The 13,753-nt window shown below is 57.4% G+C and carries 15 protein-coding genes; 7 read left to right on the top strand and 8 right to left on the bottom strand.

Annotated features, from left to right (window positions below; all coding sequences use genetic code 11):
* Window positions 1-357 precede the first annotated feature (357 nt).
* Window positions 358-1,482 carry an NHL repeat-containing protein gene (locus ACIPF8_RS02095; protein ID WP_400416830.1) on the bottom strand — a complete coding sequence of 375 codons (1,125 nt, stop codon included), beginning with the start codon at window positions 1,480-1,482 and terminating at the stop codon, window positions 358-360.
* A gap of 410 nt (window positions 1,483-1,892) precedes the next feature.
* Here ACIPF8_RS02095 and ACIPF8_RS02100 point away from each other — a divergent pair, with 410 nt between their 5' ends.
* Window positions 1,893-3,788, top strand: coding sequence for a C13 family peptidase (locus tag ACIPF8_RS02100; RefSeq protein ID WP_400416831.1), 1,896 nt, complete (start codon window positions 1,893-1,895; stop codon window positions 3,786-3,788).
* A gap of 34 nt (window positions 3,789-3,822) precedes the next feature.
* On the opposite strand, the gene ACIPF8_RS02105 is transcribed toward ACIPF8_RS02100, so the two are convergent.
* The 4 genes from ACIPF8_RS02105 to ACIPF8_RS02120 all read right to left on the bottom strand — a co-directional run bounded on the left by ACIPF8_RS02105 (window position 3,823) and on the right by ACIPF8_RS02120 (window position 7,427).
* Entirely contained in the window at window positions 3,823-5,577 is a 1,755-nt protein-coding gene (locus ACIPF8_RS02105) for a chloride channel protein (RefSeq protein WP_400416832.1), read from the bottom strand.
* An 18-nt stretch (window positions 5,578-5,595) separates the two neighbouring features.
* Window positions 5,596-6,009, bottom strand: a complete 414-nt coding sequence (locus ACIPF8_RS02110) for a MarR family winged helix-turn-helix transcriptional regulator (protein ID WP_400416833.1) — start codon at window positions 6,007-6,009, stop codon at window positions 5,596-5,598.
* A 150-nt stretch (window positions 6,010-6,159) separates the two neighbouring features.
* Window positions 6,160-6,525 (bottom strand): cupredoxin domain-containing protein, encoded by a 366-nt coding sequence (locus ACIPF8_RS02115; RefSeq protein ID WP_400416834.1) that lies wholly within the window; start codon window positions 6,523-6,525, stop codon window positions 6,160-6,162.
* Entirely contained in the window at window positions 6,522-7,427 is a 906-nt protein-coding gene (locus tag ACIPF8_RS02120) for a metallophosphoesterase family protein (protein WP_400416835.1), read from the bottom strand. Before ACIPF8_RS02120 ends, ACIPF8_RS02115 begins: the two co-directional genes overlap by 4 nt.
* A 154-nt stretch (window positions 7,428-7,581) precedes the next feature.
* On the opposite strand from ACIPF8_RS02120, the gene ACIPF8_RS02125 reads away from it, so the two are divergent.
* From ACIPF8_RS02125 to ACIPF8_RS02150, 6 genes are all read left to right on the top strand, one after another.
* Window positions 7,582-8,127 (top strand): sigma-70 family RNA polymerase sigma factor, encoded by a 546-nt coding sequence (locus ACIPF8_RS02125; protein WP_400416836.1) that lies wholly within the window; start codon window positions 7,582-7,584, stop codon window positions 8,125-8,127.
* Window positions 8,127-8,909, top strand: a complete 783-nt coding sequence (locus ACIPF8_RS02130; protein ID WP_400416837.1) for an anti-sigma factor family protein — start codon at window positions 8,127-8,129, stop codon at window positions 8,907-8,909. Before ACIPF8_RS02125 ends, ACIPF8_RS02130 begins: the two co-directional genes overlap by 1 nt.
* Before the next feature lie 160 nt (window positions 8,910-9,069).
* Window positions 9,070-9,630 (top strand): hypothetical protein, encoded by a 561-nt coding sequence (locus ACIPF8_RS02135; protein ID WP_400416838.1) that lies wholly within the window; start codon window positions 9,070-9,072, stop codon window positions 9,628-9,630.
* A 471-nt stretch (window positions 9,631-10,101) separates the two neighbouring features.
* Window positions 10,102-10,287, top strand: a complete 186-nt coding sequence (locus tag ACIPF8_RS02140; protein ID WP_400416839.1) for a hypothetical protein — start codon at window positions 10,102-10,104, stop codon at window positions 10,285-10,287.
* A 67-nt stretch (window positions 10,288-10,354) separates the two neighbouring features.
* A complete protein-coding gene (locus ACIPF8_RS02145) occupies window positions 10,355-10,579 on the top strand; it encodes a hypothetical protein (RefSeq protein WP_400416840.1) in 225 nt (74 codons plus the stop codon).
* Window positions 10,580-10,739: 160 nt separating this feature from the next.
* Window positions 10,740-11,354, top strand: a complete 615-nt coding sequence (locus ACIPF8_RS02150) for a glutathione S-transferase (protein WP_400416841.1) — start codon at window positions 10,740-10,742, stop codon at window positions 11,352-11,354.
* Window positions 11,355-11,401: 47 nt separating this feature from the next.
* Here the strand turns inward: ACIPF8_RS02150 and ACIPF8_RS02155 are convergent, their stop codons facing one another.
* The 3 genes from ACIPF8_RS02155 to ACIPF8_RS02165 form a co-directional block, all read right to left on the bottom strand.
* Entirely contained in the window at window positions 11,402-11,545 is a 144-nt protein-coding gene (locus ACIPF8_RS02155; protein WP_156477114.1) for a hypothetical protein, read from the bottom strand.
* Window positions 11,546-11,568: 23 nt separating this feature from the next.
* The gene (locus ACIPF8_RS02160; RefSeq protein ID WP_400416842.1) at window positions 11,569-11,973 is read right to left on the bottom strand and encodes a hypothetical protein; all 405 of its coding nucleotides are present in this window, start codon (window positions 11,971-11,973) and stop codon (window positions 11,569-11,571) included.
* Between the two features lie 228 nt (window positions 11,974-12,201).
* Window positions 12,202-13,596, bottom strand: a complete 1,395-nt coding sequence (locus tag ACIPF8_RS02165; protein WP_400416843.1) for an MFS transporter — start codon at window positions 13,594-13,596, stop codon at window positions 12,202-12,204.
* Between the last annotated feature and the right edge of the window lie 157 nt (window positions 13,597-13,753).

Here is a 13,753-nt window from a genome sequence, read left to right on the forward strand (position 1 = left end):
GAAGAAAACTATCGATTAAAAAATGAGATCTGGGGCAGCATTCCGGCAGCAGCGACGTGACAGCAAGACGTATTGTAGAAAAATCGAGATTGGATCGTATGCAGGAAAAATCCGGAGCGGGCTGCGATTAATCTGATTGATGCTGAGATTTGTTGTAGAGAGTGTATTTTTGACGAGGATGTTTCTGAGGCATTTACTTCTCTGGATTTCCCGGGCGAATCGGGCACTCTCATGGAGTGCCGATCGTGGATTAGCGGAGTGGTGGAGGGGCACGGAGGTGCTTTCTCGGAGGGGCGGGCACGGCGCGCGGCGGAAAGTTGTCCGACTAGCGCGCCGGCAGATGACGCTACAACGGCATTAGAAAGTGAACAGGCACAGGCATTGCGAAGATCCGTCGCCTCGCAACAAGCTGCTGACCAGTCCGCCGAGCGTGATTTTTCGGATCAGGTTATTGGCGGTGTCGGCCACATACATATTGTTCGCCGTATCGGTGGCGATGCCCTGGGGTTGGTCGAAGCGCGCGTTGCTGCCGTTGCCGTCGATATATCCTGCCGCTCCGGCTGTACCGGCGATGGTATTGACGACGCCAGACATGGAGATATTGCGAATCAGTTGATTGCCGGTGTCGCTCACCCGTATATTGCCGGCGCTGTCGACAGCGATGCCAACCGGCTGGTTGAAGCGGGCGCGCTGGCCGCTGCCGTCGCTGCTGCCAGCGCCATCGCCCGCCAAGGTGCTGACGTCGCCCGCCTGGGTCAATTTGCGGATCGTGTTGTTGTTGGTATCTGCAATGTACAGATTGGCCGACGTGTCGATCGCTATACCGTGCGGCAGATTGAATTGCGCGCCGCTTCCATTGCCGTCGCTGTTCCCGGCAAAACCTGAACTGCCGGCGATGGTGCTCACAAGACCAGAAGTGGTGATCTTGCGGATCGCATTATTGCCGGTGTCCGCCACATACAGATTGCCGGCGGCGTCGAGTGTTATCCCCCAAGGCTGGTTGAAACGCGCATTCCCCGCGTTGCCATCGTCGCGTCCGGCTTGGCCGGCGCTACCGGCCAGTGTCGAGACAATGCCGGCGGACGAGATCTTGCGGATCGTATTGTTTTGCGTATCGGCCACATATAGATTGCCGGCCAGATCGACCGCAATGCCGCCGGGCTGGCTGAACCGCGCCTGTTGCGCAGCACCGTCCTTGCTGCCTGCATTGCCAGCGCTGCCGGCCACGGTGGTTACCACGCCGGCGCTTGTGATTTTACGGATGGTGTTGTTGCCAGTGTCGCTGACAAACAGGTTGCCGGAGATATCGGCCGCGATGCCTGCCGGCTGGTTGAAACTGGCATTGCCGCCACTACCGTCGCTGCTACCTGCCTTGGTATTGTCGACGGTGGTGCAACTTGGCTGGCTGGTGCGGCAGCAGGCAGCCAGCATCAACACAAACAGGCACAGGGAGAGTCGGGCGGGTAGCTTGTTCAATTGCATTTAACCTCTGGCGAGTCTGGTACTTGGGGAGCGGGAAGTGTCGTCAAGGCGCACATTGATACACACATGCCCATGACAAATCGATATGAAGATATTACCGGATTTCGAACGTTTCTCGATAGGAATGTAGGTGCATGCCGAAGCGTTGGCGATTCGCTTAACAGAGTGGTGAAAGTTGTTTGGTGCGATGCCAAACAGGAAAAATCTGTTGTTAATTGGCCAAAATATTGGCCGTTGCAACAGCTAGCTTTCTCGGTGATCAAATTTCCATGCCAATTTGCAATGCCCATGATAAATTTCCGGTGTGCAATTTGTATCGAATTGTATCGCCAGATTCAGGTGACGGCGTTTGTTCAATCTGTCCAATTTTTTCATTTCAATCACAACGAGATTCTAGGGAATGATCGCATATGCTCAATAACGCCACTGTAGGTAAACGCGAAAGGGTGCTGGGAGCCGTGGCGCTTGCCGCAGTATTCGCATGCTGTCCATTGCCGGCGCTCGCCGCCCAAGTTGCGGCGGGTACCGTCCCCGATGCGATCACGCCGGACGGCGGCCGTTATTTTGGCCAACTGGTGGATGGCAAGCTGCAAGCGCAAGGTCGGATCGAATGGACCAACGGCGCCTGGTATGAAGGCGAATTCGACAAAGGTCTGTTGTCCGGAAAAGGCAAATACCGATGGACCAATGGTACTTACTATGAGGGCCATCTCAAGGATGGCATGCTGGCCGGGCAGGGGCGCATGGTCGAGCCGGAGGGAGCGGTGTATGTCGGGCAGTTCGCCAATGACCAATTCAACGGGCAGGGACGATACCAACTGGCCGATGGCAGCGTGTATGAAGGCGGCTTCGTCAACGGTTTGTACGACGGCAGCGGCAAATGGAGTGGGCACGGCGAAGAATATGTCGGCGGCTTCAGCAAGGGAAAGTACAGCGGGCATGGCGAGCTGGTGTACGCGAACGGCCGCAAATTCACCGGTGATTTCGTGGACGGCATGTATCAGGGAAAAGGCCGCTATGAGTTGCCGGACGGGCAGTTCTACGAAGGCGACTTTGACAAGGATAAGTTCACCGGCAATGGCGTCCACGGCTACAAAAGCGGCGTGCTGCACACCGGCGATTTCGTCAATTGGCTAGCGGAAGGCGCCGGCACGCTTTCCAGCCCGCAAGGGGATATGTATCAAGGCACTTTCGTCAAAGGCGAACTGGTCGGCAAAGGAACCTTTATCGGCAAGGACGGCAGCCGCTACGAAGGCGAGTTCAAAGGCAGCAAGTTCCACGGGCAGGGCACCTACAAGGACGCCGAGGGCAACGAATATGTCGGCAGTTTCAAGCATGGCGTGTATGACGGCGAGGGTGTTATTACCTACGCCGAGGCGCAAGAGGATGGCCGCACCAAGGATAGCGGTACGTGGCGCTATGGACAGTTCGAGGATAAGGCTGCCCTGCGCAACGTCCAGGAAAAAGTTGAAACGGCCATCTATAACCAGCGAGCCTTGCTCGACAAGACATTGGCCGGGCTAGCGCCGCATGAGCCCGGCAAGATCAATCTGTATTTGCTGGCGATAGGCGGTGACGGTTCGCAAGAGGTGTTTCACCGCGAAACCGATTTTGTCCGCCAGCAGTTCGACCGCGACTACGGAACTGAGGGGCGTTCGGTGGCCTTGATCAACAGCCGCAAAACAGTATCTGACGCGCCGATGGCAACCTTGACCAGCATCCGCGAAAGCGTGTCCGCCATTGCCGCCCGGATGGATAAGGAAAGCGACATCCTGTTTCTGTTCCTGACCAGCCATGGATCAAAGGATCATCAATTCAAGCTGGACCAGAACGGCATGGATTTGCGCAGTCTTGAAGCAAAGGAGCTGGGGCAAATACTCGCCGAGTCCGGTATTCGCTGGAAAGTGGTGGTGGTGTCGGCCTGCTATGCGGGCGGCTTCATCGATCCCCTCAAGGATGAACACACGATGGTCATGACAGCCGCACGCCGCGACCGGACTTCCTTCGGCTGCGCCGATGACCGCGATTTCACTTACTTCGGCAAGGCGTTCTTCGAGCGCTCCCTGCCTGGCAGACGCTCTTTCGGCGATGCTTTCGACAAGGCCAAAGCTCTTGTCGCGACCTGGGAAACGGAAGATTTCAAGGATGCGAAGGAAACCGGAGAAGTGATGCATTCGGAGCCGCAAATCTATCGCGGGGCATTGATCGATGCCTATCTGAAAAAATGGCAGGTGCAGAAGAAGCCGACGTTGGCCGTGAAAGACGCGCAGCAGGCGCCGCGCGCGCAGCTTGCTGACGATAAATAGATTTGCATCCGGTCTGCAAAGCCTGAAAACCGATCTAGCTTATCAGCCGCTCACGCTTCTGTTCTTCATCAAAGAACAAGCGTGACGGTTTGATCAGGTCGCTGCGGCTGATGATGCCGATCAGGCGCCGGCTTTCCAGATCGCTGACCACAGGCAGCCGTTCCAGATGATGACTGGCCATCCTTGCCGCTGCGATGCGGCAGGTTTCGGACGGCACTGCCATCAGTGCTGCGGATGGCGTCTGGTGTATGGGATTGAACAAGGTCGTCAACGGATTGTTGCCGTCGACCTGCGGACCGAAACTACTGCGCTCGACCATGCCTAGCAGGCGCTGTTCCTCATCAACTACCGGATAGCATCGGTGCGCTTGCTGCGTGCCGAAATAGCGCTCAAGGACTTCCGCGATAGCCAGGTTGGCCGGAATTGCCGTTACGGTATGGCTCATCACTTCATCGACATGCTGCCGCTCTAGCGGATCGACACCGTATTCACGATAGATGTGATAGCCCCGTCGGGCGATTTTCTCGGTCATGATCGAGCGCTTCATGGTGAGCACCGTAAAGCCATAGGCGACACCGGTGGTGAGCAGTAGCGGCAGCAGGGCGTTGGTGTCGTGCGTCAAGCCGAACGCGAATACTGCTGCGGTAAGTGGCGCGCCCAGCACGCCGGCCAGCACTGCCGCCATGCATACCAACGGCCACAAATGCGCGTCGCCGCCCGGCAGCCAGGGCGCCAACACCGCCCCTAATCCGGCGCCGATGATCAGTAACGGTGCCAGCACACCGCCGGAGGTGCCGGAACCGAGTGCAATGACCCAAATTACTGCCTTCACCAGCAACAGGCCCAGGACCAGTTGCAAGGCCAGGTTGCCATTGAGCAGATCCCCGATGACATCGTAGCCGACGCCGAGCGCACGCGGCTCGAAATAACCGCCAATGCCGACTGCGATGCCGCCCAGCGCCGGCCACCACATCCAGTGGATCGGCAATTTTCCGAACATGTCTTCGACTTTGTACAAGACAGTCGACATTAGTGCCGACAACGCGCCACCGAGAATGCCGGCAATGACACAGGAAAAGAGCGCACTGACGCCGACTTCCGATGTCTGCAGTGGAAACAACGGGCCGCTTTCCAGCAGCAGCGGACGGGTAAAGCCGGCCACTGCGCAGGCCACGATGACTGGCAGCAAGCTACGCGGGCGCAATTCGAACAGCAGTAGTTCCACCGCCAGTAGCACCGCCGCCACCGGCGTACCGAACACGGCTGTCATGCCGGCCGCGGCGCCAGCCACCAGTAAGGTCTTGCGTTCGGCTGCGGTCAGGTGGAAGTGCTGTGCAATCAGTGAACCGATGGCGCCACCGGTCATGATGATCGGGCCTTCGGCGCCAAACGGTCCGCCGCTGCCAATCACAATGCCGGACGATAAAGGTTTGAGTACCGCGACTTTGGCCGACATCTTGCTCTTGCCGAACAGGATCGCCTCGATCGCTTCCGGGATGCCGTGGCCGCGGATCTTGTCGGACCCGAAGCGCGCAATCAGGCCGACGATCAGGCCACCCAGCGCCGGGAGGGCAATGACCCAGGCGCCGAGATGATTATCGGCCGGAGAGTGCGTGGCGAAAGAGAAGGATTGGTAGAAGAACAGGTTGGTGAACATCCTGATCAGGTTGAGCAACACGAATGCGGCCAGCGTGCCGCAGCCGCCGATGACGACAGCAATCATTGCGATCCGGAGAAGGCGACTGTCGGCGGCGAAGTCGCGTTTATACAGATTGTGGAGGGATGACATGGCGAGGTTGATGGGTGCTCAGGTATTGATGGTCGGTACGCGGAAAATGTCGCTCAGCGTATTCAGTTCGGCGTGGTGCAGTTCAGCCAGCTTGGCTAGGCAGCGCTCGCCGGCCGGCAACAGGTAGACGTTGACTTGGCGCCGATCGACCTCGCTCGGCTGGCGTTTGACCAGTTTCAGCTTCTCGCAGCGCGACACCAATGCCACCACGCCGTGATGCTGTGATTGCAAGCGTTCGGCCAGCTCGCCGATGCTGGCCCAGTCCCGATCCGGGAAGCCCTTGACGTGCAACAGCAGCAAGTATTGCTGGGGCGTGACGCCTTCCGCCTGCGCAGCGTCTTCACTGAATCTCAGGAATTTTCGGAGTTGGTAGCGGAACGCGGACAGGGCTTCGAAATCCTGCTTGGTTAGCGCGGAGGATGGTTTTGGCATCTGATAATCGGCTTGCAGTAAAAAACGGGTTGTACTTCTGTGGTGCGCAAATATATCACAATATGATATATATTTCTGCGAAACAGACAAACCGAAGGAAAATGCGAACGAAAAAAAGCCCTGTTGAATCAGGGCTTTGGGTCTTAGTTATCAGGTAACCTGGATGACGCCGCTCATGTTTTCATGGCCGGAGCCGCAAAATACATCGCAATGAAATGGAAATTCGCCGGCCTTGTCGGGCGTGAAGCGCAGGCGCGAGGTGGCGCCGGGAAGGATATCGGTGCGCAGCGCAAAATCCGGCAGGTTGAAGCCCATCACGACATCTTGCGTGGTGAATTCGAATATCACCGGGACATTCTTTTTCAGATGGATCTCGCCTGGGGTGAAGTCAAATTTCTTTGCCACGACCTTGATTACCCGCTCCTGCGATTGCGCGCCCACGGCGGCAACCACGCCGCCCAAGCCGCCCGCGAGCGCACCGGCCAGCAACAGGCGCCGTTTGTGGTTGGTATTCATGCTCCCTCCTTTTTGACCGGCAATTCAATCAATTCATATTCTGCTTTCGGTACTTCCGCGACTACCTCACGGAAGCCAAGGCCGCGGTATGGATAGGCATCGTCCCAGGGCAGCGGGGTACGCTTCGGTTGCGAACCGGGCGCCGGTAGCGGAAAGATCAGCGACTTTGCGGCGTGGTGCGCAATGTGGCCGGTCATATGGTGGTTTTCTTGATGGATATGGCCGTAGAACACAGTCACGTTGGCATGTGGCATCAGCAGATCGACAGCCTTGGCGCCGTCGCGCGTCGCCCAGTCCCATTGCGGGTACAGGTCGAATAGCGGCCGGTGCGTGAAGACGACAATCCTGGCGTCTGCCGCTTGTTGCGCCAGATCGGCGGCGAGCCAGGCGAGTTGTTCTTCACCGATGGCGCCGGTCGGATCGGAAACATTATCGATCGTGATGAAATGCACGCCTTTATGATCGAAGGTGTAGTGCGTCTTGCCGAAGAACTCCTGATAGGCTTCGCCATGGTCGAGCGACGCATCGTGCTCGCCGGGCATGAAGTGGACAGTCTTGACCTTGAGCGCGCCGACAATCTCCTTGAATTCGGCGAGCCTCTTGCGCCGCTCTTGCGGATCGTCCGTAGTGTGGGTGAGGTCGCCGGTGAAGACGACGAAATCCGGTTGCTGCTCCAGGCTGTTGACGGCGGCAACTGCCTTTTTCAAGGTGCCGTGGGCATCGGGATTGGGTGCTCCTTCAAATCCCCAGTGGCTGTCCGATAGCTGAATGAAGAAAAAGTCTTCATTGGCCGCTCCCGGTTTGGCCGCTGCGCTGACCCAGCCGCTCAGCCCGGACACGTAGATGGCGCCACCCAGGCCGGCCAGCCTGAGGAAACTGCGCCGATTGATGTGATTGTCCATGACCCCTCCAAAGTTGGTTGAACCGGTCAGTTGACCGATACCATCCCATACCGGTGTACCCTGTCGTTTATTCCCGGTTTCAGAAAAAGCAGCTTTTCGGGAATAAAATTCACGTGGTAGCGGTCTCGTGTGCATGGAACCTGGAAACGCCTGAATGATCGAATCAACAAAAACAAAGCGCTTTCAAGCAGTTGTGCTGCCGCACCTGAACTCGGCATTCAACCTGGCCTGCTGGCTCACGCACAGCCGTCAGGATGCCGAAGACGTGGTGCAGGAGGCTTACTTGCGCGCCTTCAAGTTTTTCGATGGCTTCCATGGCGAAGACGGTCGTGCCTGGTTGCTGACGATCGTGCGCAATACGTTCTACAACTGGTATCAGGAGAACCACCCGCAGCAGCAGGGGCCGTTGTTCGATGAGGAGTTGCACAGCTTCGAGCAAACCGGCGCCGCCGCGCTGGCGCGTGCCGACGATAATCCGGAGCATCTGCTGATGCAGAAGGACAGCGAGCAGCTGTTGCAGCGAGCGCTTGGGGCGTTGCCGCTGGAATTTAGAGAGGTGATGGTGATGCGCGAGCTGGAAGAACTGTCCTACAAACAAATCGCCGCTATCGTGGGAATCCCCATCGGCACGGTCATGTCGCGCCTTGGGCGTGGACGCAGATTGCTGGCGCAGATCCTTGCGCCTGCGGATCGGGAGTGATGATGGATCACAAGGAAGCCTTGGAGCTGATGCCGGCCTATGTCGATATGGAGCTTGGCATCGTCGAGACATTGGCTATGGAACGCCATCTGGATGGTTGCGATGATTGCCGCCGGGAATATGCGGCGCAGCGCATTATCAGCGAACGCTTCAAGAAAGAAGTCGCGTATTTCGATGCCCCTGCACATCTGGCTGCGCGCATCAATGCCGCCTTGCCGCCGGATGACCATCCGCAACCGTCGCGGCGCTTTAACTGGCTTCGCTTCAACGGCGCCATCAACTGGTCACTCCCCGTCGCGGTAATGGCGAGCGTGTTGGCGCTGGCCTGGAGCGTCGGCATGTATCTTAGCGTGCCCTCGGCCGATGACAGGCTGGTGGAGGAGGTGATTGCAAGTCATGTGCGCTCATTGCAGGTCGATCATTTGTCGGATGTGGTGTCGACTGACCAGCACACGGTGAAGCCCTGGTTCAACGGCAAGCTGAATTTTGCACCGCCGGTGGTTGACCTGGCGCAACAGGGATTCCCGCTGATCGGCGGCCGTCTCGATTATCTGGACGGTAAGGCAGTAGCTGCACTCATCTACCGTCGCCAGCAACACCCCATCAATCTCTACATCTGGCCTAGCAACGGCAAGGATGTCGCTCCTCAGCAGCAGAATTTCCGGGGCTATCACCTGGTGCGCTGGACTTGGGATGGCATGGAGTACTGGACAGTGTCCGACCTGGCGGCCAACGACCTGAGGAGTTTTGCAGAGTCTATACGCTCCAGGGTGCGTCAGTGAGCAACACCTCCTGCTGCGGGTCGTGATCGGGCGGCTTGTTGTAATGTTTTCTTAAAACCAATATCTATTTCCAGGAAGAACTAATGTCATCTTGCAAATTGGGTACAATGCTTGCCGTACATCAATTGCAAAACATTTATCTTATTACCTGGAAATTTTGATGAAAAAACTGATCCTGATTGGCATGTTGAGTTACGGTACGGCGGCGCTTGCCGATGGCGGCAATACCTTGCTGGAAGTCCCGGTCACCTATCATCCTGATGCCGGCGTGGTGGCCAAGGTGAAAGAGGAATGCCAGATCGAAAGCATGCTGTCGCATCGCGTTGGCCCGGTACTGGCGAAAATGAATAAAACCGGCGATGGGACCATTCCAAGCGGAAGCGACGCCGCCGGAGCAAACCTGTTGCGTCTGCAAATCACGCATGTATTGGGTGTCGGCGGCGGCGCCTGGAGCGGCCCGAAAGCCATTACCGTCAATGCCGACCTGCTGGATGCCAGCGGCAAGGTCATTCGGCATACCAAGATCAATCGCTGGTCGATGGGCGGCATGTTCGGCGGCTTCAAAGGAACCTGTTCGATCCTCGACCGCAGCGCTGCCGCGATCGGCAAGGATTTGAGCCGCTGGGTGCGCGATCCGTCCTACCAGATCGTCGAAGAAGCTGCGCCGAAAGAAGCTGAAGCGGCGCCAACAAGCGAAGCGACACCCGAAAAAGTGCAGTAATCGCAGGCTGTTATCGCTACCATCCGGCGCGCTGGCGCACGAAAGAAAAGCCCTGGTCATGTCAGGGCTTTTTTTCGTTTACAAGGAAGTTTCGGGCAGCAACAAAGCAATAACATTTTGGTGTTTGACAGATGCTCAGCGATGGACAACAGTGAATGAGGCTAGCGCCGCAGCAGCAAGCGGAAACTTGCCTGCCTGTCCCGAAGAAAATCCTGCGGACAGGCAACCAACTGCCAAATTTGACAGTTCAGCAGGAACCACCAAAAAGCGTAATATCGGACAGATCATAAGGGCTGGCTAGACTGGCGTGCCATTGTCGTTGCCGCTGTTGCGACTGCTTTGGAGATGCCATTTTTCCCGCGCATCGGCTGCGCAAGTGAGGTTACTTTTCCTTGCAATAACGGGGAAAACGATACTTTCTGGCGTGCTACGATGGCCCTTCCTTTTCAACGCTAGATTAAGGAGATAGTAATGGTAAGGCTTAATGATGCGACCGTCATTTTTAAAGGACTAGCTTACGAGTTCGACAGCACTGGCGAAGCGGCCGAGTTCAAGAAACGCCTGGAAGCGGGTGGTGATCCGAAACAGTATGTGGATACGTTCAAATGCATTGATATTTACGCCGCTCCCAGCAGGCGCGAGCCGCAAGAAGCATGATGCAATTGTTTGCTGTTCCGGGCGGCCGTGGTGAAGTAATTGAGTTTGATTTTTTATCGATAAAGTTATGCCGTTCGCTGCGCAATGCGAGTATGGAAATTTCAGGTTCACGCCGAAAATCTGCGTGCACGTCAATGGCACGTTCGGCGTGGTGATCGTCATCGTCGCAAACTCAGGCCCGGACCGGGCAATTGAACAAACGTTTGAGCCGCCAGTTGCAGCGGTGAGCGCAACCGAAGCACTCTACCTCGGCACTGAATGGGCGCGGATCTGGATCGATTCGCAAAGCTAGACGCCGCCGGACCGGCAAAGTGCGTCGATGCTCATTGATGTCATTTCATCCTGGTATTTTCATGCTAGGATTTCCCTCTGATAAGTTTGACCAGGCGATGACGTCCGACAGGCGTTTGACGCATGCCGGTCCCATATAACCAAATAACCAAAGGGAAAACATGCAGCTCATCGGTATGCTCGATTCACCTTACGTTCGCCGCGTCGCGATATCTTTGCAACTGCTCGGCATTCCGTTCGAGCATCGCTCGGTTTCGGTGTTCAGCACCTTCGAGCAATTCCGTCAAATCAACCCGGTGGTCAAGGCGCCTTCGCTGGTATGCGACGATGGCGAGGTGTTGATGGAGTCGAGCCTGATCCTGGATTATGCCGAAGCGCTGGCCGCGCCGCGCAAGAGCCTGATGCCCGCCGCTATCGGTGAGCGCCAGCACGTATTGCGGCTGATCGGCCTGTCATTGGCGGCGTGCGAGAAGAGTGTGCAGATTGTTTATGAGCGCAACCTGCGGCCGGCCGAGAAACAGCACGAGCCTTGGGTCGATCGCGTGCAAGGACAGTTGTTTGCCGCCTACCAGGCGCTGGAGCAGGAACTGCGCAGCAAGCCGTTGGCGGTGGACAGCAACAGCATCAATCAAGCGGGTGTATCGGTTGCGGTGGCTTGGCAGTTCACGCAGATGATGCTGCCAGGCGTAGTCAAGATCGCGGATCACCCGTTGCTGCAGGCATTTTCCGAGCAGGCCGAGCAATTGGCGGAGTTTGTCGCTGCGCCTCCCGTTTGACGCTACGGTCGCCGCAGTTTCAGCAAAAGTAATCGGCGGCTCACGCCTTATTTGGAATGCGAGCCGCCAATCATCCCGCCGGTATCATCGCACCATGCCGGCCGGACATCGGGATCGTCGCACTTCAGGTTGGGAAACGCACAGCCCGTCAGCAGCGAAATGATGGCGAGTATTCCCAATGCTGTTTTCATAGAAGCCGCCCGTTGGTGTGGATTCAGTTCATCATGCGGCATTGCCGCAGTTCGCACTTGTAGATCTGCTGCTGGCCGTCCTGGCAACTGACCTGGTAGGTTTCAGCGCCGCTGGTCTTGGCGATCAGTGTTGCGCCAGTTGCCGGCGTGCAGGCGTTTTTCCTCGCCATGCGTTCCACCAGATCCGACAACTCGCCGTTTTTCCGGCCGCCCGATTGCGGCGGCATGTCAACGATCTGTTCGGATGGGTCGAGCGATTCAGACAGCGATACCGGCGCTTCCTGCTGTACCGGTGCGGTGCTGCGCGGAGGCGGGGTATAGCTGCTGCGCATGCTGGATTGTGGCGGTTGCATGACGCAGCCGGCCAGAATCATCGTGGCGAAAAACGGGACCAGAAATGGAAGTGAACGTAGAGGTGGATTTTTCATGCGTCTCCCAAGAAGAAAAACATCAGGTTGGACCGAGACCGTGGTGAGAAAGGTGATATCTCAAATGTATCATCTTTCAGACGTTATTCAAATTCCGCTGTAAGTTAAATGCCTGTGGCGGCGTCAACGAAAACCACAAGCCAACTACGACGTAATCAAGGTCCATCCTGGTGTGACGGGGACACAACTACCGATATGCATGCCATGCGCGCCTGAACTTTTTTTATCTTATTTGGCAGGCCCACTGATAAAACGCCAGACCAGCAGCGCTGCTGCGCAATACGATAGTCCGATTACGCTGAAAGCAAATGGCATGCGGCTATCCCAGGTCGTGACGCTATGCAGGATACTGCCGACAATGGCGACGCCGACCAGCGCGCCGATCTGGCGGTTGGCGTTCAACGCTGCAGCCGCGCTGTTGGCATGGCTGCGTCCAGCGACTTGCATGACAGTGGTGGTCATCGCCGGAATCGCGATGCCGACGCCCCAGTTGGCGATGGCTACGCCGAGCGCGAACAAGGGATAGGGCGTGTGCGACGTGGTTGAGGTCAACACGACAGCCATCAAGGTCGCCAGCAGCAAGCCGCCCAGCATCGGAACACGGGTGCCCCAACGCACAGTGATGCGGCCGGAAAGCAGATTCCCGAAAGAGAACACCGCCATCATCGGCAACAACTGCATGCCGGTGTGCAGCGCATCGCTGCCGCGTGCTTGCTGCAGGTACAGGCTGAGCAGGAACAACTGGCCGAAGACACCGAAATTGATCAGGAAGCCGATCATGTTGGAAGCGGCAAAGCGCGGCGTTGCGAACAGTGCGCGCGGTAGCAGTGGCTCGGCGCCGCGTCGTTCGCGCTGCACCAGGGCGCCGGCGGCAATCAGCAACACCGCTGCCGCGGTCAGGATCGGCGCCGAGGTCCAGCCATAGACCGGGCCTTCGATCAGCGCGAAGCACAGGGCGGCTAGCGCGGTAATGCCCAATGCATGGCTGAAAATGGTCAATGCACGCCAGTGCTTAGGGGCGGCTGGAATCAGCATGTGCGCCATGAACATGCCGAGCAGGCCGACCGGAACGTTGATCAGGAATACGCTGCGCCAGCCGAAACGATCGACCAGTATGCCGCCCACCAGCGGCCCCATGGCCGCCGCCACCGCAACAATGGCCGACCAGGTGCCGAGCATGCGGGCGCGGACTTTATCGTCTTCGTAAGCATGGGTCAGCAAACTCAGCGAGCTCGGCATGAACAGCGCCGAACCGACGCCCTGCAGCATGCGAGCGGCGATCAGCGTATTGCCGCTGGGGGCGGCGCCGCATAACAAGGAGCCAACCATGAACACCGCCAGGCCGGTCAGGTAGATCGTCTTGGCGCCGTAACGATCAGCCAGCGCACCGCCAACCAACAGCAACGCCGCAAACGTCAAGGTGTAGCCATCGACCACCCAGACCAGGCCGCTGAGCGGCGTCGACAGGCTGTGCGAAATGTCGGAAAGGGCAACGTTGACAGCCGTTACGTCCAGCATCGCCATCACGAAACCGATAGCCAACGTGATCAACGGCAGCAGGCCGGGCGTGACGGGTTGGGCGGCAACGGATGGCGTGGCCGGAATGGGGCACGGGGCGGACATGAAGTGTTTCTCCTGATAGGCGGGTGCGGCAGTGCACCAAACTATCATCATAGTGTTCGTCGGTGATGTAATAAAGCCGTATAATTTCATTGGATGGATGCAAAAATGCATCACGCTTGCATTCTTAATATAGTTGATGTCGGCCGCGTCTACGAAA

The sequence above is a fragment of the Collimonas sp. NPDC087041 genome, from assembly GCF_044745265.1.
GTDB lineage: Bacteria > Pseudomonadota > Gammaproteobacteria > Burkholderiales > Burkholderiaceae_D > Collimonas.